The sequence below is a fragment of the Halomicrococcus gelatinilyticus genome, assembly GCA_024227995.1.
In the GTDB taxonomy this organism is placed as follows: domain Archaea; phylum Halobacteriota; class Halobacteria; order Halobacteriales; family Haladaptataceae; genus Halomicrococcus; species Halomicrococcus gelatinilyticus.
This window is the reverse complement of record CP100466.1, coordinates 367,635-387,217: the sequence shown is the minus strand read 5'-3', so window position 1 is coordinate 387,217 and position 19,583 is coordinate 367,635. Positions and strand designations below refer to the sequence as shown.

14 protein-coding genes are annotated in these 19,583 nt (G+C 65.8%); 9 read left to right on the top strand and 5 right to left on the bottom strand.

All coding sequences use genetic code 11. The features are described from left to right. Window positions 1-185 precede the first annotated feature (185 nt). On the top strand, window positions 186-1,190 hold the full coding sequence (hemE, locus tag NKT36_RS17145; protein WP_327053608.1) for a uroporphyrinogen decarboxylase: 1,005 nt from the start codon (window positions 186-188) through the stop codon (window positions 1,188-1,190). A gap of 31 nt (window positions 1,191-1,221) precedes the next feature. Beyond that, complete coding sequence (locus NKT36_RS17140) at window positions 1,222-2,049, top strand: ABC transporter permease subunit (RefSeq protein WP_327053607.1); 828 nt, start codon at window positions 1,222-1,224, stop codon at window positions 2,047-2,049. Here the strand turns inward: NKT36_RS17140 and hemG are convergent. Together hemG and hemH are read right to left on the bottom strand one after the other, a co-directional pair. Beyond that, window positions 2,046-3,347, bottom strand: coding sequence for a protoporphyrinogen oxidase (gene hemG, locus NKT36_RS17135; RefSeq protein WP_327053606.1), 1,302 nt, complete (start codon window positions 3,345-3,347; stop codon window positions 2,046-2,048). The two genes, NKT36_RS17140 and hemG, sit on opposite strands and share 4 nt — an antisense overlap. Then, window positions 3,340-4,392 (bottom strand): ferrochelatase, encoded by a 1,053-nt coding sequence (gene hemH, locus NKT36_RS17130; RefSeq protein WP_327053605.1) that lies wholly within the window; start codon window positions 4,390-4,392, stop codon window positions 3,340-3,342. The genes hemG and hemH overlap by 8 nt, the downstream gene beginning before the upstream one ends. 576 nt (window positions 4,393-4,968) lie before the next feature. Here hemH and NKT36_RS17125 point away from each other — a divergent pair. Then, the gene (locus NKT36_RS17125; RefSeq protein WP_327053604.1) at window positions 4,969-6,774 is read left to right on the top strand and encodes an ABC transporter substrate-binding protein; all 1,806 of its coding nucleotides are present in this window, start codon (window positions 4,969-4,971) and stop codon (window positions 6,772-6,774) included. Window positions 6,775-6,778: 4 nt separating this feature from the next. On the opposite strand, the gene NKT36_RS17120 is transcribed toward NKT36_RS17125, so the two are convergent. Then, complete coding sequence (locus NKT36_RS17120; RefSeq protein WP_327053603.1) at window positions 6,779-7,102, bottom strand: winged helix-turn-helix transcriptional regulator; 324 nt, start codon at window positions 7,100-7,102, stop codon at window positions 6,779-6,781. 214 nt (window positions 7,103-7,316) lie between these two features. On the opposite strand from NKT36_RS17120, the gene NKT36_RS17115 reads away from it, so the two are divergent. The 3 genes from NKT36_RS17115 to NKT36_RS17105 all read left to right on the top strand — a co-directional run bounded on the left by NKT36_RS17115 (window position 7,317) and on the right by NKT36_RS17105 (window position 11,506). Beyond that, entirely contained in the window at window positions 7,317-8,666 is a 1,350-nt protein-coding gene (locus NKT36_RS17115; RefSeq protein WP_327053602.1) for an MmgE/PrpD family protein, read from the top strand. 401 nt (window positions 8,667-9,067) lie between these two features. Beyond that, a complete protein-coding gene (locus NKT36_RS17110; protein WP_327053601.1) occupies window positions 9,068-9,559 on the top strand; it encodes a hypothetical protein in 492 nt (163 codons plus the stop codon). 915 nt (window positions 9,560-10,474) lie between these two features. Beyond that, window positions 10,475-11,506: a hypothetical protein gene (locus tag NKT36_RS17105; RefSeq protein WP_327053600.1), complete on the top strand. Its 1,032-nt coding sequence runs from the start codon at window positions 10,475-10,477 to the stop codon at window positions 11,504-11,506. Window positions 11,507-12,011: 505 nt separating this feature from the next. Here the strand turns inward: NKT36_RS17105 and NKT36_RS17100 are convergent. Continuing rightward, window positions 12,012-12,341, bottom strand: coding sequence for a hypothetical protein (locus NKT36_RS17100; RefSeq protein ID WP_327053599.1), 330 nt, complete (start codon window positions 12,339-12,341; stop codon window positions 12,012-12,014). Window positions 12,342-13,802: 1,461 nt separating this feature from the next. Between NKT36_RS17100 and NKT36_RS17095 the strand changes: the two genes are divergently transcribed. From NKT36_RS17095 to NKT36_RS17085, 3 genes are all read left to right on the top strand, one after another. Then, window positions 13,803-15,704 carry a PGF-CTERM sorting domain-containing protein gene (locus tag NKT36_RS17095; RefSeq protein WP_327053598.1) on the top strand — a complete coding sequence of 634 codons (1,902 nt, stop codon included), beginning with the start codon at window positions 13,803-13,805 and terminating at the stop codon, window positions 15,702-15,704. 160 nt (window positions 15,705-15,864) lie between these two features. Beyond that, the gene (locus tag NKT36_RS17090) at window positions 15,865-16,695 is read left to right on the top strand and encodes a phosphosulfolactate synthase (protein WP_327053597.1); all 831 of its coding nucleotides are present in this window, start codon (window positions 15,865-15,867) and stop codon (window positions 16,693-16,695) included. Between the two features lie 268 nt (window positions 16,696-16,963). Then, window positions 16,964-18,733 carry an asparagine synthase-related protein gene (locus tag NKT36_RS17085; protein ID WP_327053596.1) on the top strand — a complete coding sequence of 590 codons (1,770 nt, stop codon included), beginning with the start codon at window positions 16,964-16,966 and terminating at the stop codon, window positions 18,731-18,733. A gap of 115 nt (window positions 18,734-18,848) precedes the next feature. Here NKT36_RS17085 and NKT36_RS17080 read toward each other — a convergent pair whose 3' ends face one another. Continuing rightward, entirely contained in the window at window positions 18,849-19,541 is a 693-nt protein-coding gene (locus NKT36_RS17080; protein ID WP_327053595.1) for a class I SAM-dependent methyltransferase, read from the bottom strand. Between the last annotated feature and the right edge of the window lie 42 nt (window positions 19,542-19,583).

Sequence of the window (19,583 nt, the reverse complement as noted above, 5' to 3'; positions counted from 1 at the left end):
GATGAGCGACGACGTACTTTTCGGAATGTAAGGTCGAGCGCGGTCCGTCTTCGATTCCAAAGCTCGATGCGGCGTGCGCCATGATTTCATCTACCACGGTGGCGTGAGGCGGCTTTCCTGCCGGCAGCGTTCCGACTGTTGGCTGGCTTCGAAACGCTTAGACGCGCCCCGCCGAATGGTCCGCCATGAGCGACCTGCTGGTCCGCGCGGCGCGCGGCGAACGAACCGAGCGCCCGCCCGTCTGGCTGATGCGCCAGGCCGGCCGATACATCCCCGAGTACCGCGACATCCGCGAGGAGTACTCCTTCCGGGAGGCCATCGAGGACCCCGAGGTGGCCGAGCGCATCACGCTGCTGCCGTGGGAGCTGTTCGAACCCGACGGCCTCGTCATGTTCTCGGACATCCTCACCGTCCTCGAGCCGCTCGGGTTCGACTACCACATCGAGAGCGGCGTCGGCCCCGTCGTCGAGAACCCCGTCCTCGACCCCGCGGACGTGCCGACCGAGGCCGGCGACGTCCGCGAACAGCTCGACTTCGTCGGCGCACTGCTCGACCGCCTGCAGGAGGGCGTCGGCGACCGGACGAGCATCATCGGCTTCGCCGGCGGACCCTACACCCTGGCGTCCTACGTCGTCGGCGAGGACTCCACCTCGCGCAAACCCCTCCGTCGGCTCCGCGCGAACCACCCCGAGGCGTTCGCCGCGCTCCTTGAGGCGTTCACGGAGGTCGTCGAGGAGTACGTCGAGTACCAGGTCGACCGCGGGGCCGACGTCGTCCAGGTGTTCGACACCTGGTCAGGCGTCCTGACGCCCGACGACTACCGCGAGTACCTGCTCCCGCTCCACCAGCGCATCTTCGACGCCATCGACGTCCCCTCGATCGTCTTCGCACGCCACCCCGGCGGGAAACTCGACCTGCTCGACGAGGCCGGCGCGGACGTCGTGAGCCTCGACTGGACCGTCGACATGGCCGACGCCCGCGAACGCCTCGGCGACACGCCCGTCCAGGGCAACCTCGACCCCTCCTACCTGCTCGGCGACGAGGACTTCGTCCGCGAGAAGACCCGCGAGGTCATCGCGAAGGCCGGCGACACCGGCCACATCCTCAACCTCGGCCACGGCATCGACCGCAACACGCCAGTGGAGAACGCGAAGGCGTTCGTCGAGACGGCCAAGGACGTCGAACGGTAGCGTTATCCCCGACGGGTGACACGTCCCCGCCATGTCCCTCCGCCTGGTCGCCCGCAAGGAACTCCGGTACGCCCTCCGCACGAAGACCTTCTGGGCCGTCTCGACGGCGTTCGCCGTGCTCGTCGTCGGCGACGCCGTGCTGTACACCCAGCAATCGTGGGTCGCCGGCACGACGGCCGACGTCGTCGACGAGTTCTCGCTGACCGCGAGCGTGCTCGTCCCGCTGGTCGGCCTGCTCGTCGGCTACCCCGCCGTCGCCGGTGAGCGCGAGTCGGGGTCGCTGAAGGTCCTGCTCGGTCTACCCCACGCCCGCCGCGACGTCGTCGCCGGCAAACTGCTCGGACGCAGCCTCGTCGTCGCGCTCCCATTGCTAGCCAGTTTCGCCGTCGCGGGCGTCGTCGTCCGGTCGGCCTATCCCGCCGTGTCGCTCCCGACGTTCGGCCTGTTCGCGCTGTCGACGCTGCTGCTCGGCGTCACCTTCGTCTGCGTCGCCGTCGGTATCTCCGCGGCCGCGCGCACCTCGCGGCGAGCTGGCGCGGCCGCCATCGCGGTCTTCGTCGTCGCGCGGTCGCTCTGGGGCGTCCTCGTGAACCTCCTCCACTACCTGAAGACGGGCTCGGCGGTGCTGGTGGCGCCGTATCCCGCCTGGACGCACTTCGTCGAGCGGCTCGGCCCGATGGCGGCGTTCGAGGGGCTGACGACGCTGTTCTTCCCGGAGCGCAACGGCGTCCATCTTCCGGGCGGAGCGGAGCCGCCGGCGTACCTCTCGCCGTGGGTGTCGCTGCTCGTGCTGCTGGCGTGGGCGACGATACCGCTCGCGCTCGGCTACTGGCGGTTCGAGACGGCGGACCTCGCCTAGTTCGACAGCGTCTCGGCGAGGCGCTTCGCCTCGCGCACCCGGCTCGGGACGCCCATGCGGGCGGTGTAGTTCGTCGCGAGGTGGACGCCGTCGGGCGTCGACAGGTCCTCGATGGCGTCCCAGGAGCCGTCGTAGGCCGGGAACCCGCGGTCGAGTTTCTCGACGCTGAGCACCTCGGCCGCGGCGTCGATCACCTGCTCGAACTCCTCGGCGGCGATGGCCCCGAGCGTCGATTCGTCCTCTTCGAGCAGTTCGGGCTTCTTCATCCCGCCCAGGAAGACGGTGTAGACGCCCCTGTCGTCGGGGCCGCGGCGGTCGAACATGCTCGCGTTCCACGAGACGCCGAGGGTGTCGAGGTCCTCGTCGTGGCGCACCTGGTAGCCGAACCCCTCCCGGTCGCAGTCGGCGAGCAGGTGGACCATCGCGAGGGGGTTGTAGCGCAACTCGGCGAGCGCGTCGGCGGCGTCGGGCGCGAGCCCGGCGAGCAGGTCGGCGGTGACGTCCGCCGGCGTCGTCACGACGACGTCGTCGACGGCGACCGTCTCGCCGTCCGCGCGCTCGACGGCGTAGCCGCCGCCCTCGCGCGCCCGGATGGCCTCGACGGGCGTCTCCAGGTGGACGCGCTCGCTGTGGGCGTCGTACAGCGCCGCCGGCAGTCGCTGGGCACCGTCGCGAAAGGAGATGGCGGGTGCGGACGCGCCGCCCTGCATCGCCCGCTTGACGGCGGGCGCGAGCAGCGAGCCGTACTTCTCCTCGACGCCCAGCAGCCCCGAGAGGGCGTGCCGGACCGGCATCTCCTCGGGGTCCGAGCCGTAGATGCCGCCGAAGAGCGGGCCGAGCAGGTTGCGGTAGGCCTCCTCGCCGAACTTCCGGGTGAACAGTTCGGCGGCCGTCTCGTCCGGTCGTCCCGGGTCGGTCGATGGTTCGTTGACGACCCGGAGCTTCGACTCCTCCGAGAGCAGGTCGGTCTCCGCGAACGCCTCCAGCGAGAAGGGGGCGCGACCGAGGCTCCCCTCGGCGTAGACGAACATCTCGGTGTCCCCGGCCTCGATGACCTCGTCGCCGAGGTCGAGGTCGTCGATCAGTTCGTCGATGGGGTCGGTGCGGCGCAGGCGCTGGGGGCCCCACTCCAGCAGCGCGCCGTCGACGCGACCGCTCCGGACGACGCCGCCGGGTTCGTCGGTGGCCTCGAAGACGACGTGGTCGACGCCCGCGCGGTCGAGGTGGTGGGCGAGCGACAGGCCGGTGATGCCGGCGCCGACGACGCCGACCGCAGCGTCGCGGTCGTCGTCAGTCATCGCTGAACGGGGCGTTCAGGCACATCGTCCCCGGCGTGTCCTTGCACTGGCACTGCCGGAACTGGTAGTACGACGGGTCGAAGTCGGCGACGAACGGCTCGACGAGGTCGGCGAGCACGCCCGCGAACCGCTCGTCGTCGTGCGGGACGGGGACCCGGTGGAACTCCAGTCCCAGCTCCTCGGCTTCCTCGCGCAGTTCGTCGTCGAGTTCCGACAGCGTCTCGCTCTGCTCGTGCATGAAGCTGATGGGCTCGACGACGACCCGTTCGGCGTCGACCGACTCGATGGCCTCCTCGACGTCCGGTTCGGTCCACGGGATGTCGCGGTTCCCGTGGTTCTGGAACCCGAGCGTGTAGTCGTCGACGCCGAGTTCGGCCGCCATGACGTCGCAGAACTCCTGGACGTACGTGTCGTAGCGGCTGCCCTCCTCGAGGTAGTGGGCGGGCGTGCCGTGCGCCGAGAAGACGAGCTCCGTGTCCTCGTCGGTCAGGTCGACGCCCTCCTCGTCCGCGAACGTGGCGATGTTCTCCGCACGGAGGCGGTTGTAGGTCGGGTGCTTGTGCCAGCCGGTAATCTCGTGGACGGGGACGTCCCAGTCGCGCTCGTCGACGGCCCCGGTGAGTTCTTCCAGGGACGCGACCGTGGTCGACGCCCCGCAGAGCGGGTACACCGGGAGCCCGACGAGTTCGTCGACGCCGTCCTCGCGCGCCGCCTCGACGGCGTCGCTGATGAACGGCTCGGTGAACTGCATCCCGACGTACGTCTTGGCGTCCAGTCCCCGCGATTCGAGTTCGGCCTCCAGCGCGTCGGCCTGCGCCGTCGCCTGCGGGTTCAGCGGCGACCCGCCGATCTCCTCGTACTCCTCGATGAGGCCGGCGGCGCGCCGCTCCGCGAGCTGGCGCGAGCGCTGCCGCGCCTCCTCCTCGGTGGTGTCGCCCTCAAGGTCGGCGTTGTTCATGAAGATGCGCTCGAGGTAGTCGAGAACGTTCTCACGCGTCGGTTCGGCCGGTTCGCCGAAGTTGAGTACCGCGACGCCGATAGTCATGTCCGGACTTCAGGACGGAAGTGGGGAATAGTTGTCGCTCCGTCCCAGTCGCCGGGACCCGACTCGAACCACGTCCGCCGAGGCGGTCCACGTCCCGTCGTGTCACGAACAGGGTACCTCTCGTCACCTGTCGCGCGCGCCGGTTGCGGCCAGCCCCGGTGGCTCCGTGCCTGTCGATGCCCGTCCGCCGTCGTTGACTCCCGCCGCAGGAACTGCAACATCAGTTACCCGTTCCGAACCGCGTTCGTGACTGTCGTTCCGCAGGGTTACCAACTGTGCCACGGCCGTCAGTTTTCGGTAAGCGCCCGTTTCCTCGACGCTACGCACCGTCTCCGGTCCGCGGCCGTCGGTGGCTGTGTCCTCTAGACCGACGTTCCCTCGTCGCAGACTTTACCTGTAATACGGCCGACTGGTTGGCGACGGCACTGCCGACGACGGTTCATCCCCTTTCATCAGTTCACATCGTTCGTACACGAACCCCGAAATATCTCCACCGTGCGGCGATTGTTGCAAGCTCCCACCGCCCACCTATGAAGAATTAGTTACATGAGGGCGTCGGACGTGTTTCCTTTCCGGATGTCAGAGAAATCCAACGTATCACGACGACGATTCCTCGAGGCGACCGGTAGCGCGGCGTCCGCGGTCGCGCTCGCAGGCCAGGCCGCCGGCCAGCAGACGACCACCACCCAGCAGGGAGGGGGTGGCGGTGGGCAGGGCGACGGCAAGACGCTCCAGCGAATCAACTCGACGATGAGCACGCTGGACCCGATCAAGGCCACGGACACGGCCTCCGGGACGGTCATCCAGCAGATCTTCGACGCCCTGATGAACTATCCGGACGGGCGGATAGCGGTCAACAACCTCCTCGCGGAGAGCCACGAGGTCTCCGACGACTTCACCTCGTACACGTTCAACCTCAAGCAGGGCGCAACCTTCCACAACGGCGACGAGGTCACAGCACAGGACTTCGTGTACTCGTGGGAGCGTCTGGCGGCCTCCGAGAACTCCCGCCGGTCGGCGTTCATCCTGGAGAACATCGGGGTGGAACACGAGACGACCCAGGACGGCGACTACAGGCCTGGGACGCTGGCGGTCGAGGCACAGGACGACTACACGCTCACGATGGAGACGTCGGCACCGTTCCACGCGACGATGGAACTGTTGGCGTACACCTCGTTCGCCGCGCTCCCGGAGGGCATCGTCGGCGACATACCGGGGTACGAGGGCGAGATGCCGTACAACCGGTTCGCGACGTCGAACCCCATCGGGGCCGGCCCGTTCCAGTTCGAGCGCTGGCAGAGCAACCAGGAGGCGGCCGTCACGCGGTTCGACGACTACCACGGTCAGACCGCCAACATCGCGGGCGTCACCTGGAGCATCATCGAGGACGACCAGGCCGCGTACACGTACACGATGAACAAGAACGCCGACGTGGTGTTCAACGAGAACATCCCGACCGCCCAGTACGACCCCGGGAAGCTCAACGTGGAGAACACCGACGACCTGAGTCGTGAGGTCGGTACCTACGGGCCCGTCGAGAACGGCGCGACGATGGACTATCTCGGGGTGCAGACGATCAACTCCTTCTACATCGGGTTCAACCAGAACAACGTGGAGGAGGCGGCCAGGAAGGCCACCGCGTACGCGCTGAACCAGCAGATCGCCGTCGACCAGGTGTTCAAGGGCCGCGGGAACGGGGCGTACCACTTCACGCCGCCGCGCATCTACCCCGGCGGTCCGCAACAGTACAACCAGCACGCCGAGAACAACTACCCCTACGGGTACAACGAGACCCAGCTCGAGCAGGCCCGGCAGATGATGGAGGACGCCGGATACGGTCCGAACAACCAGTACCAGTTCACGCTGACGACCTACCAGTCGACGACCTGGCAGTCCATCGCCAAGATCATCCGCGACCAGCTGGCGAGCGCCCACATCGACCTGCAGCTCCAGCAGGCACCGTTCTCGACTCTCCTGCAGCGGGGCCGGAACGGTAACCTGCAGGCGTACACGCTCGGGTGGATCATGGACTGGCCCGCGCCGGACAACTTCCTCAACCTGCTGTATCCGCCGGCGACGGACACGTCACAGTCGGGACCGCTGTCGTACGTCAACTGGTCCGACACCCAGGCGGCACAGCAGGCGACCCAGGCGTGGGAGAAGATCCAGAACAACGCCGCGCCGTCGGACCAGGCCGAGCAGGCCCGCAACGAGGCCTACGTCACCATCGAGGAGGCCAACTGGCAGGACGTCGTGTTCCTGCCGGTGTACCACCGCCTCGACCAGGAGTTCAGGTACCAGTGGGTCGACATGCCCAAGTTCGGCTCGGCCGGCCCGAGCCGTCAGATGTACAACAAGACCACCATCGGGCAGCGGAACTGAGCGGCTATTCCAGCCACTCGTCCGCCCACTCCTCGATTTCTTCGAACACCGGACAGAGCGACAGCCCCTTCGCGGTGAGGTTGTAGTAGGTCGCGATGGGGGCGTCCTCCTCCGTGCGACGCGCGACGAACCCCATCTCCTGGAGGTCGTCGAGCACGCGCGAGAGCGTGCGCGAACTCGCGCCGGTCGACCGCTTCAGTTCGTTGAACCGCTTCTCTCCGTCCTTCAGGTCGTGGAGGACGACCAGCCGCCACTGCGAGCCGATCTGTTCGAACGATTCGACGACGGGACACACCTTGCTCCGGTCGTCGACGGTCTGCGAAGACATTCGATTCGTGGTAGGGTCGCCGCGGTACTAATCGGTTCGGGTTCGAATCAGGTGACGCGGTGTTACCGGCCCGTCCCGCTACCGTCGTCGCCCGCGAGGCAGCCTTTCACGGTCCGCGACCGACGGGAACAGCGCGGGTAACGCGGTAAATCAACGCCGCCGTCGGGCGAATCGCAGACGGGGACTTTTGCTCGTCCCCGTCGCAGGCCGTGGCATGGTTACGACCGACGAACTCGCCGACTTCGTGACCGGAACCGACTTCGAGGACCTCGCTCCGGACACCGTCGACGAGCTGAAGAAGCGCGTGCTCGACTCGCTGGGCATCGCCGTCGGCGCGATGGGGGCGGAACCGGTCGAGCAGGTGCGCGCGACCGTCGAGGAACTGAACGAGGGCGGCGACTGCCACCTCTGGGGCGGCGGGGCGGCGTCGCCGCCGGACGCGACCATGCTCAACACCGCGCAGGTGCGGTACCTCGACTACATGGATTCGTTCCTAGCGCCCGGGGAGACGCCGCACCCGAGCGACAACGTCGCGGCTGCCATCGCCTGCGGGGAGTACGACGACCGCTCCGGCGCGGACCTGCTCGCCGCGGTCGGCGTCGCCTACGAGGTCCAGGGCGAACTCGCGTGGAACGCGCCGGTGCGCGACAGGGGCTTCGACCACGTGACCCACACCGTCATTTCCGCTGCTACGGGGGCGTCGAAGCTCCTCGGTCTGGACCACGAGCAGGTGCGCTCGGCCGTCGGTATCGCCGGCACGGCGCACAACGCGCTCCGGGTGACCCGCACCGAGGGCATCTCGGAGTGGAAGGGCATCGCCTCCGCGAACGCCGCGCGCAACGGCGTCTATTCGGCGATGCTGGCGAACAACGGCATGGAGGGCCCGGTCAACCTCTTCGAGGGCGGCAAGGGCTGGAACCAGGTCGTCGCCGGCACGGACTTCGACGTCGACCTCACGCCCGCCGAGCGCGTCCACGACGTGATGACGAAGAAGTACGTCGCCGAGACGTACGCCCAGTCGGCCGTCGAGGGCATCATCGACCTCGCCGAGCGCGAGGACCTCGACCCCGACGACGTCGAGCGCATCCACCTCGACACGTTCGCCGGCGCGAAGCTCATCATCGGCGGCGGCGAGGGGTCGCGGTACGGGGTGGAGACGAAGGCGCAGGCCGACCACTCGCTGCCCTACATGCTCGCCGCGGCGCTCATCGACCGCGAGATGACCAACGCCCAGTACGACCCCGAGCGCATCCAGCGCGACGACGTCCAGCAGCTCCTTCAGACCGTCGAGGTCGAGGAGGACCCCGACCTCACCGACCGCTTCGAGAACGGGGAGATGCCGGCCGACCTCACCGTCGACATGGCCGACGGGACGACCCACACCGTCGCAAAGGACGCGTTCGAGGGCCACCCCACCCAGTCGATGTCCTGGGACCAGGTCCAGGCGAAGTTCGACCGCATGGCGGGCGACCGCTACGACGAGGCCCACCGCGAGCGCATCGTCGAGACCGTCCTGCAACTTGAGGACCACGACGTCGCCGACCTGGTCGAACTGCTGGACTGACCCGGCACACGCGCACCCGGAACGGCCGACCGCCCGGGGTACACGCAGTACAACGTCGCGACAGGCGGTGTCTACTCCGTTTTCGGACCTCGCGGCTCGCACGGCGGAACGCGAGTGTCCGCGCGCCGGTAGGAACGTCGCCCACCCCGACCCCGACTGGCCAGATTTCCGGACAGGACTCCGTTCTACGGCCTCCTTCGCTCGTCCCGCCCCCGTTCGCGTCACGTTCGCCGCCCGAAAAATCCCGCGAAAACGGAGCTGAACGAACCCAACGGTGTTCACGTTTAAAATAGGCCTCTGTCGTCGGCGTTGCCCGGGGGCGGGACGGCCGACCGACGGTCGAGCGGCGACGTGTCGTCGGCCGCGTCCTCGAACGACGCACTCCCGTTCCGGGGCAGAACATGAACGAAGGACCCAGGTTACTGCTCGTACTGGCGGTCGTCGGAACGCTGCTGATGGTGGGGTTCGCCGGCGCCGGGCCGGCACTCGGTGGCGACGCTAGCGATGACGCGGACTCCGACGACGATACCGAAACGAACGACGACGGAACGACGACCGTGGGCGTCGACCAGGACGTGGTGACCGTCGAGAGCGACTCGGTGGTCCGGAGCTACTCGGTCGTCGAGGGCGATTCGGTCGTCTCTGCGAATGGCACCGACGTCTCCGTCGAACTGAACTCGACCCAGGTCGTCCGGTCGAACGGCGACCAGTGCCGTATCTCCATCTCCGCGAACGAGTCCGACGCGACGGTCCGGACCTGTGACGAGGTTCGCGAGAACGGTGTCGTCCGGACCGACGAGGACGGCGACGTGAGCGTGGTCGTCCGGTCGAACTCGGTCGACGTCGACGCCGTGAGCGTCTCCAACGCCACGGAATCCGACGGCGACGATTAGGCGAACGTCCACGCACTCGTTCCCCCGTCGGTCGGACTTTCGCGACGCACTGCACCGCCCCCAGGACCAACTCTCCCCGGAACCGCCTCCAGACATGTGTGGCGTTCCAGACGGTCGGGGCGTCGTCGAACCACGAACTCGCTGCCCCGTCCGAACGCGGCGAGCAGTCCCTGGTCCTTCTCGTCATCGAGGCGGCCTGCCGATACTCCGTCGACCATCCCGACGTCTCGGAGCCGAACGACGCGACGTCGGGGACGATCCGGGACGACCCGACCGCTGGTCGCCCGGGTCCGACCGCTGGACCCATTGCGGTACGTGGACGGACTGCCGACCCACGCCGACTCGTCGCCGTGCCAGGGCGCGATGCCGTCGTTCGAACCGTTCGCACCGTTCGTGGCGAGCGTAGCGATGCTACCGGGCCTCAACAGGTCGTCCGTACCTGTAGACACGTTCGCGCCTGACGGTGGCGGCGCACGCTGTCTGGTGCGTCGTGAACGCGTACCCGGGCGTGCATAACGACTCTACTCCAGTCTACTGTGGTCTCCTTGTAAACGCGTACCGACGTCTTTTCTCAACGCCTGTGTCTCGTTGACACGCCTTCGGCAGTGCTAATTTTCCGGTTGCGACACCTGAACGACCCCGGTGGCCGGGAACGCATCGCGGGAGATGCGTAACGGCGTCGCTGTCGTCCCGTTGGAAACGCGTACCGACGTCTTTTCTCAACCCAAGTCGGTCGTTGACTCACGTTCGATTGCGCATAACTTCCGGAACGGGATAGCTAAACGAACCAACGGTGACCGGGATTGAAATAGGAATTCGTCATCACCGTTTCGCGGGGCAGAACCCCGGTACGAGGGCGGTCGGCGCTGAATCGCCGGCCGTCGGCTCGCAGCCGGACCCGCCCCGGATGACAACATGAAGAAGGCATTTCGAATCCTACTCGTACTGACGATGGTCGGCACCCTGATGACGACGGGGTTCGCCGGCGCTGCGGCCGCCCACAGTAGCGGCCACGGTGGCGGCCACGACGACGGTGGTCACCACGACGGCGGCGCTGCCGACGGCGCAGTCGAACAGAACGCGACAGCGGTCGTCGATCAGGACCAGCTGGTCGACCAGGACAACGTCGTCGAATCCGTCAACGCCACCGCGAACGCGGGCGAGGCGGAAGATGGTAACGGCGACGGCGACGACGCTGGCGGTATCCAGCAAGTCGAGTTCTATAATGAGGGGAACGAAGTGGTCCTTGCTACCTTCGTGTGGAATGAAGAGGACGAAATATTCGAGCGGCAGGATCAGGACGGACCCCCAGTCAGCTTGACTGCCACTGAGTTCAACTCGGAAGGCCAGCCGGTCCGAGCTGAGTGGTCGTCTAACGCAAACCTAGGTCAGATCGTCGTTACGCAGTTCAACGGCGAGATGTGCACATTCCCGAACGAGGGAGAGGGTCAGGGCCCTCCGCCTAAGTCTGGAGAGATCACGTCATGTGACCTCGTTGACGGCAACGACGGCATGAACGGCGACGACGGCGCGCAGGCCGCCGGCAACGCCACGGTCGACGTGAGCATCGACCAGTCGAACGCGAACACGCAGCAGGGCGAAGCCTCGGCGTCAAACGTGAACGCCGACGACCAGAACGCCAACGGCGGTAGCTCGGGCGCGAAGACGGCCTCGGGCTCCAGCGGCGGTCACCACGACGGCGGTCACCACCACGACGGCGGCCACGGCGGCGCTGACGACGGCGCTGTCGACCAGGACGCCACCGCCATCGTCGACCAGGCCCAGGAGGTCGGCCAGTCCAACTACGTCGGTGAGGTCAACGCCACGGCGACCGGCGGCAACTCGACGGTCACCGTCGACATCGGTCAGTCGAACGACAACAGCCAGATCGGCATCGCCTCGGCGTCCAACCTCAACGTCGGCGACTCCAGCGAGGCCGAAGCGTAACCAGGCGGTCACTCGCCGTCTTCGGTCGTCGGATGTGACCTGACGTTCGTCCATCTCGGCGACACTCCTTCGACGACTCGGTCATACACGGGAGTCCGGTACCGTACCCTCGGACGCTCGCTCATTCTTCCGTCGCGTCCGTCGCACACCGTGCGCCGTCCAGCGTGCTCTGCCACGTGTCGAAGTCACCTCCCTGCTACCGTGTGGTCGGTCGAGACGACGTCCCTCGACGCGAACCAGCGACGCTGGGACGGCCAATGACGCTTCGCTGGCACCGAAGCGCGCTCTCCGGGGGCTGGTGCGTTTCTCCCCGAGAACGTGGGCGAGCATCGGGTCACAGCCGTCTCGTCTAGCTGTGTCGGTCAACGCAGCGTGCCGACGTTGGTCGTGACGTATTCGCACTCGGTTAGTGTACGCCGTGAGCAGGTGAGAACGGACTACCGTCTCGGAGTCTTATCGACGTCCCTCGGAAAAATTCGCCCGGTCTGCGCCGTCGGTAGGGTCGTTAGCCCTCGTACTCGATTTCGTTCTCGGCTTCCACTTCGGCGACCTGCTGATTGTTGTTGGTCTGAACATTCACGTTGCTGACGGTACTATCGCCACTGCTACCGTCACCGAGGTCGACGCTAGCGGCGACGCCCCACTGGTCGTCGATGGTGTTTTTCTGTGAAACGACCTGCGTTTGCTCGACTTCTGCATCGGCCTCTTGCTCGACTTCAACTTCAGTGCCGTCCTCTCCGCCGTCGGAGCTACTGCCACTGTGGGCCATGGCACCGCCGGCGAACACTGTCGATACGAGCATCAGACTCGCGATGATCGTGATTATCTTTCTCATGGTTTACCTGGTTGGGCTGTGAGCGTCCACGACGGAATCACCTCCCGAGCGACCATCGCTCGGCGCGGCGCTCTCTGCCACCAGAACCAGCCTCGACGGATTCGTATTTCAACCCCGGTCTCCGTTAAGCGGGCTGAACGGTTTCGTTCGGCCGTGAATCTGGATTTCTCGCCGGTAACGGACAGAGAGCCAGTTCAATCGCCGAAAGCGACCCGAGAGTGGGGATTCGTGGCGTTCGGGCTTTATTTCCGACCATCCTTCGAACAGCCCGCGTCGTCACGGCCCTCGAACAACTCGAAGCAGTGAACGGAAACTCTGTGGGCAGTTCACACGGCTCGCGAGCGTTCGCTTGCTCAAAATCCGTTACCCGCTTTCGCGCTCGGAATCTCGGGGTGGGCGTTCACGTCCCGTTCGCCACCGTTCGACGAGATGCGTCGCCGTTCAACTGTTGGCCGTTGGACCACTGTGTGGATTCCGTCCCGTCAACGCCACGTGGTCGCGGTCGAACTCGTCGTTTTCGTCGTTCTCTCGCGGGGATAATCCAGCTTGGGGGTTGTTCGACGCCATCGGGGAACGGCGATCGGTGCGGAAACGACGGTGCGTCGCGCTCCAGCAGGCGCACCTCTCGGTCGTCGTCGAGTTCGTCGGTCGCCAACCGGAGTGGATGCGGAACCCGTGGGTGGCCGTGGCACTGGATGGCCGGGATAACCGTCCCACGCACGCGGTCGCGCTCGCGATGATGAACGCCAACGCCAACGCGCTGACGTCAACGCCGACGCGTCAGCGTCTGTCGTCGGAGTCGCGCTCGCGGGTTCCCGGATGGACAGGGGAATGTCGATCGACCGGGCAACCTCGCTAGCGACGTGATGGCGGTGACCCGGTGTGCTGTGCTCGACTCGAAGCGGGTCGACGTCGCCGGTCGCCGAGTCGGGGTGCCGACCGAGAGGCCCCGCCGTCATCTGGTCCGGTAGCGTCCTGGCCCCACCGTCGGGCCGTCGAGTCCGTCTCGATGCCCCAATTCCGGAGCGTCCGCCGTGGTCGACCCCCGCATGTATCAACATCCTATCATTCGTTTTCGTGGTACGTGCAGCGTCCCGGCCCGATTTTGTCGGCTTAACTATCACTTGGCAGTCTTATCCTCCCTGAACCGGTTCGATATCCGATTTATTCACATCTCGTGTGACGTATTGTATCGATGGAGCGTTCGAGATGTGTGTTTTCCTAGTTCGAAGGATGGCGGCGACAATCTGTCTCGATGATGGGTACGTCCGCCCTGTCGTCGATTAAGCTCTCCCCTCCCCCTGCTCAACCTGTCAATAACAAAGGCCAATACCGGGCTTAACGCTGCTTGCGGAGCTATGACCGAGTAACAAACGATGAATCAGGACGAATCGAAGGAAGACATCTGATAAAATGATGAACAGTAAACTACGAACACTGTGCGTCGTGCTGTTCGGCGCGATGCTGATCACGGCCCCGAGTGCGGGCGTCGTCGGCGCCCAATCGGCCGGCGCCGGTACTGGCGACTCGGCCGGTACCCAGATCGTGCAGGCGGACGACGGCGACGTGTACCTCGTCTTCGGTGCCAACCCGGCGGACGGGGACCTCGAGTCGTGGGTCGAAGAGCACAAGGACCAGGCGAGCACGGGTGCGACTGACACCGACGGCCAGTCGGACTCCGACGCCCAGGTCATCCAGTACCAGGACGTCGACCAGCTGAACGTCCACCAGAAGGGGAAAGCGGTCGCCATCTCGATAGACGGCGGCCAGGCCCGTGCGATCCAGCGCGCGGTCCAGAACAACTACAACACCCAGTCCGGTGAGGCGGAGTCGACCCGCTCGGACGCGCCCGAGCAGAGCGTCACGTTCGAGGACGTCGACGACGTGAACATCATCTTCGCCAACGACGACGGTTCGACGACGTACTCCGGTTGGGTCGTCGAGAACGGCGACGAATCCAGCTCCTCGGGTGCCGACGCGTCGGTGATCCAGGACCAGGACGTCGACCAGCTGAACTACAACAACCAGAGCACCGCGCTGGCGATCGCCGAGAACGGTAGCAACGCGACGGCGATCCAGCGCAGCATCCAGCGCAACGTGAACGTCCAGGAGGGCGTCGCCAACGCGTCCAACGCCGGTCACCACCACGGTGGCGACGCCGACTCCGCGGTGGCCCAGCTTCAGGACGTCGACCAGCGCAACGTCAACCTGCAGGGATCGGCGATCGCGATCGCCGTCGGCGAGAACAGCACCGCCAAGGCGGTCCAGTTCACCCAGCAGACCAACATCAACGCGCAGGTCGCCTCCGCGAGCGCGAACAGCTACGTCCCGATGACTCCGATAGAGTTCGTCGCAACGGCCGGCATCGAACCGTCCTCCGACGACGTCGAAACGTCCGACTCGTCGGACTCGACGGACTCGTCGGACTCGGGGCAGGCGAACCTCGGTGCGATGCACGCCGACGGTGACGACGGCGACGGTCACGAGCACGACGGCAGCCAGGGCGCAGACGCCCGCGTGCTCCAGTACCAGAACGTCTCGCAGCAGAACATCAACATGCAGAACGCCGCGACGGCCATCGCGCTCAACAACAGCACGGCCACGGCGTACCAGACGAGCTACCAGAGCAACTACAACAGCCAGATCGGAGCCGCGAACGCGACGAACGTGGAGAACAGCACCACGGCGCTGTACAACAGCGACGAGACCGGGGACCGTTCGACGTGGTCGGTCGACTACGACAACGGCCACGAGCAGACCAACGAACAGATGGCCGCTGCCGACGTCTCACAGCTACAGTACGTCGAACAGGTGAACGTTAACCAGCAGTACAACGCGCTGGCGGTCGCCGAAAACGACGGTGAGGCGACCGCACTGCAGGTCACCTACCAGAGCAACGAGAACCGTCAGGTGGCGGAATCCAACGCGAGCGACGGAACCGAGTCCCCCGGCCACGAGCATCCGCACGACGGTGGTCACGAACACCCCCACGACGGCGGCCAGGGCCACGAGCATCCCCACGACGATTCCGATCACGAGCACCCACACGACGATTCCAGTCACGAACACCCACACGACAGCACCTCGAACGACGAAGCAGGCAGCCAGAACCAGACGTCGAGCGACCCGGCGAACGACTCGACGACCGATTCGTCGAGCGCGGCGGACGAGTCGACCACGACGACTACGACGACCGAGTCCGACCCGGCCGACACGACGTCCACCGACAGCATGGGCGCGGCCGACGATGATAGCACCACCACGACCACGTCCAACGACGGCGGTCAGCCCGGCTTCGGTGTCGCTATCGCGGTCGTCGCACTCCTCGCCGCTGCGATGCTGACGACCCGTCGCGGTAACTAACTCGACCGACTCCCGGCTTTTTTCGGCGTCGACGAACGTGGACACCTGCCCAGCGACGGCACAGGTGGCACGAGGAGTTGCCACGCTCGCCGTTCGGTCGGCAACGCTCACCTGACGGGCCCCAGTCCCTAAGTGAACACCCGTCGCGCTACCAACGACTATGCCACCCGAAAACCGCGCGTTCGACTTCCTCCATCACAACGACCGACCGGACAAACCCCGAACGACGGGAATCACCGAGATTCGCGGCCCATACTACGACCCGATGGGGCCCCGCGAGCTACGCGACATTCTCGAAACGATGGGCTGGTACGTCGACATCTACAAATTCAGCGGCGGGTCGTTCGCGCTGATGCCGGAGGACGCCGTCCGCGAACTCATCGATATCTGCCACGAACACGACGTCAGGGTATCGACCGGCGGCTTCATCGAGAACGTCCTCGTTCGCGACCACGACAAGGTCGAAGACTACATCGAGGAGGCAGCGGACCTGGGTTTCGACATCCTGGAGATCTCCAGTGGGTTCCTCGCCACTGGCACCGACGACATGGTGGCGCTTACCGAACTGGTGCAGGAGTACGACATCAAACCCAAACCCGAGATCAACGTCCAGTTCGGGGCTGGCGGTGCCTCCGACCCGGAGGAACTGGAGCGCGGCGGGCAGCAGAGTCCGGAGCAGGCCATCGAGGAAGGCAAGCGCCATCTCGAGGCCGGTGCCGACCTCCTGATGGTCGAGGCAGAGGGTATCACCGAGGAAGTCAAGGAGTGGCGCACTGACGTTGCCTACCAGATCGCCAACGAGCTGGGCACCGAGAATCTGGTGTTCGAAGCGCCTGGCCCCGAGATGTTCGAATGGTACATCAAGAACTTCGGCCCGAACGTGAACCTGTTCGTCGACAACTCCCAGATCGTCGAACTCGAGTGTATGCGTTCCGGCCTCTGGGGGAAGATAAGCAGTTGGGGTCGGACTGTCACGTACGAACGAGAGTAAGACCGGTCGTCGCCGGAACCGACGCCGTCGGACGTCTCCCATCTACCGCGCCCGGGCTTGCCCGCCCCTCGCTTCGTGAACTGGGGCGTCCTGTTTCCGTGGCGGCGTGTCGTAGTGTCCCACTCCGGCCGGACCGACACGTATCGACGATAGGCTGCCGTGCCTCGTAGAGCGAGCAGTACGAGGTCGTCTTTCAGCGATGGTACGTGGCGGCTACACTGTTAGCAACGGAAGCATAACAATATAGGTTCGTCCTGATCGTGAGGCTATGCCCGGTATAGCCGGTGGGACGGTCGATAGGCGTAGTCTCGAGGCGATGTCGGACTCGATGATGCACGAACGCTGGTACGAGACCGACGACGTTCTGGGGCGAACGTACGGCCTTGCGTCCGTCAATCACGGGGAGAAAGACCCGAACGCGCACACCGTCTGGACTGCGAACAGTCGAGGTGGGGTTCTCCACGGGGTGATTTCGAACCGAGAAGCACTTGGCATGAGTACCGCCGACGTCTTTCGGGCGGTCCTCGACCGTCCGGATGCGATTCTTCCCAGGCTGTCTGGTCCATTCCTGATCGCATGCGTCGATCAGCGAGGTTCAGCGATCGTCGCGACCGATAAATCAGCGACCCGGCCGTGTTATTACACGACGGATGGGGGATTTCTGTTCGCATCGGAGTTGAAAGCGCTGCTCACGCAACTGCACGACGTTCGACTGAACACCCAGGCCATCGGCGATCTCCTCCTGACTGGTGCCGTCCTCGGTCGAAAGACGCTCGTCGACGAGATCGAGTCGCTCGAGCCTGGCAGCTATCTTCGATACAGGGACGGTGTGATTTCGAAAGAACGGTACTGGACGCCAGGGTTCGGAACAGCGCCGGCAGAGGGCTACGTCGAGCGGACGGTCGACCACTATCGGGAGAGCGTCGAGAAACTGGTCGAGACGGTCGATGGCGACCTTGGCCTCTGGCTCTCGAGTGGGCTGGACAGTCGGACCATGGCATCGGTCGTTACCGACGAAGTCGAGTCCTTCACTGCGTTCACGTACGGCTCCCACTGGGGGAAAGACTGTGCTGGTGCACGGCAGGTTGCCGAGCGACTCGATATTCCGCACTACGTGAGCGAGTACACGGCTGATGGCTGTGTCGATGCGATCCAGAAGGGCGTCGGGCTCACGGATGGGATGAACCAGTGGTCGTACTACGTCAATCTCCCTGCAGCGATGAAGGACGTCTCGTCGAATGCGGACGTGATCTTCGAAGCGTGTGCACAGGGGGAGTTCTTCGGCGAGAACTACTCCGCGTTCCAGTGGGACTCGCCGCTCGAGACGCTGTACGACCTGAAGCGGCAACTGTCGGCACAGGACGTTCGGGCGTTGTTGACCGAGGACGTCGAACCGAAGCGATCGTTCGAAACGTTGCTGGAACGCAGTCCGTTCCGGAACGATAAATCGAGACTCCTCGACGTCAACTGGCAGCTGTACGCGAACAGGCACTTCCGTGGAAACAAACTCTATCGAAGCCAGGCCGGCACGAGAGTTCCGTTCGCTCACGGCCCACTACTCGACCATCTCGCAAAACTACCAGTAGAATCGTATCAGCGACCGACCGTTCCCTTCACGAACGGAAGGATTCCCTGCGGTATCTCACCGCTGAAGCTCGAGGTCATGCGCACCGTCGGCGGCGACCTCAACCGGATTCCGTACGACCGGACCGGGTTCGGACCCGCGACCTCGAAAGTTGCGCACGGGATCGGATTCACTGCGAAACAGGCGAAAAAGCGACTGCTCGACACGAGAGAGACGATGCAGGGCAAGTGGTATCGAGACGATCGCCGGATGAACTCGTTCCTGAACGGCCTGCTCGATGCCGTCTGCGACCGCGACCTGTTCGACGGCGACGTGGTCCGTGACTATCAGGAGGCTCACCTCGACGGTGAGACGGACAACGTCGCGGTGATCTCGGCACTCACGACGCTCGAACACTGGCGTCAGACCGAACTCGAGCGACAGACCGCTGCGAAGGTGACGGTTCCGGCGTAGTACCGGCCGTCTCCTCATCGGTATCGGAACGGATGTTCCGGTCTATCGGCCGTTGAGGTGACTCCCTCGGGGCGTGACCGCGAGACGACTCACCTGCCCGGACTTCGGACGGGACCTACCTGAACGCCGGCCGGGCGAGCGCGACCGTGACCGACAGCCCCCACAGGCGCAGGTCGAGCGCCGTCTCCACCTCGAATCCGGCCTCCCGCAGCGTCGCCCGGACGTAGATGGGCCGGCAGTCGAGGTAGCGCGGGAACGCCTCGTGAAGCCGCTCGTACGCCCGTACCGCGACCGTCTCCGGACGCTTCGAGAGCGCGACGACGCAGAGCCGGCCGTCGTCCCCGAGAACGCGTTGCCACTCGTCGAGGACGTCCCCGAGCACGGGCGTGTCGAACAGTTCGAGCGTGAAACTCGCCAGCATCGCGTCGACGGTGCCGTCCCGTAGCGGCAGGCCCCTCGCGTCGGCACAGGCGACCGTCGCCCGGTCGGCGACGCCCGCCGCGACCACCGTCTCGCGCGCGACGCGACACATGCCGGCGGCGATGTCGACGCCCACGACCCGTCCGTCCTCGCCGACGGCCTCGGCCAGCGGGCCGATCGCCTCGCCGGTCCCCGTCCCGACGTCGAGGACGCACTCGCCCGGCGCGGCGTCGAGCAGCGACAGGCCGGCGTCGAGCGCGTCCGCCTCGAACGGCGTCGCGACGGTCCCGTACCAGCGGCTCAGCGTCGAGTACCACGCCTGGGCCTCGGCGGGCGACCGTCGCACGCGCGTCACCGACGAGGGGTCGGAAGCGGCGGCGTCGGACACGGCCGCACGGTCGGTTCGAGACGACATATGCGTTCGGCCGCC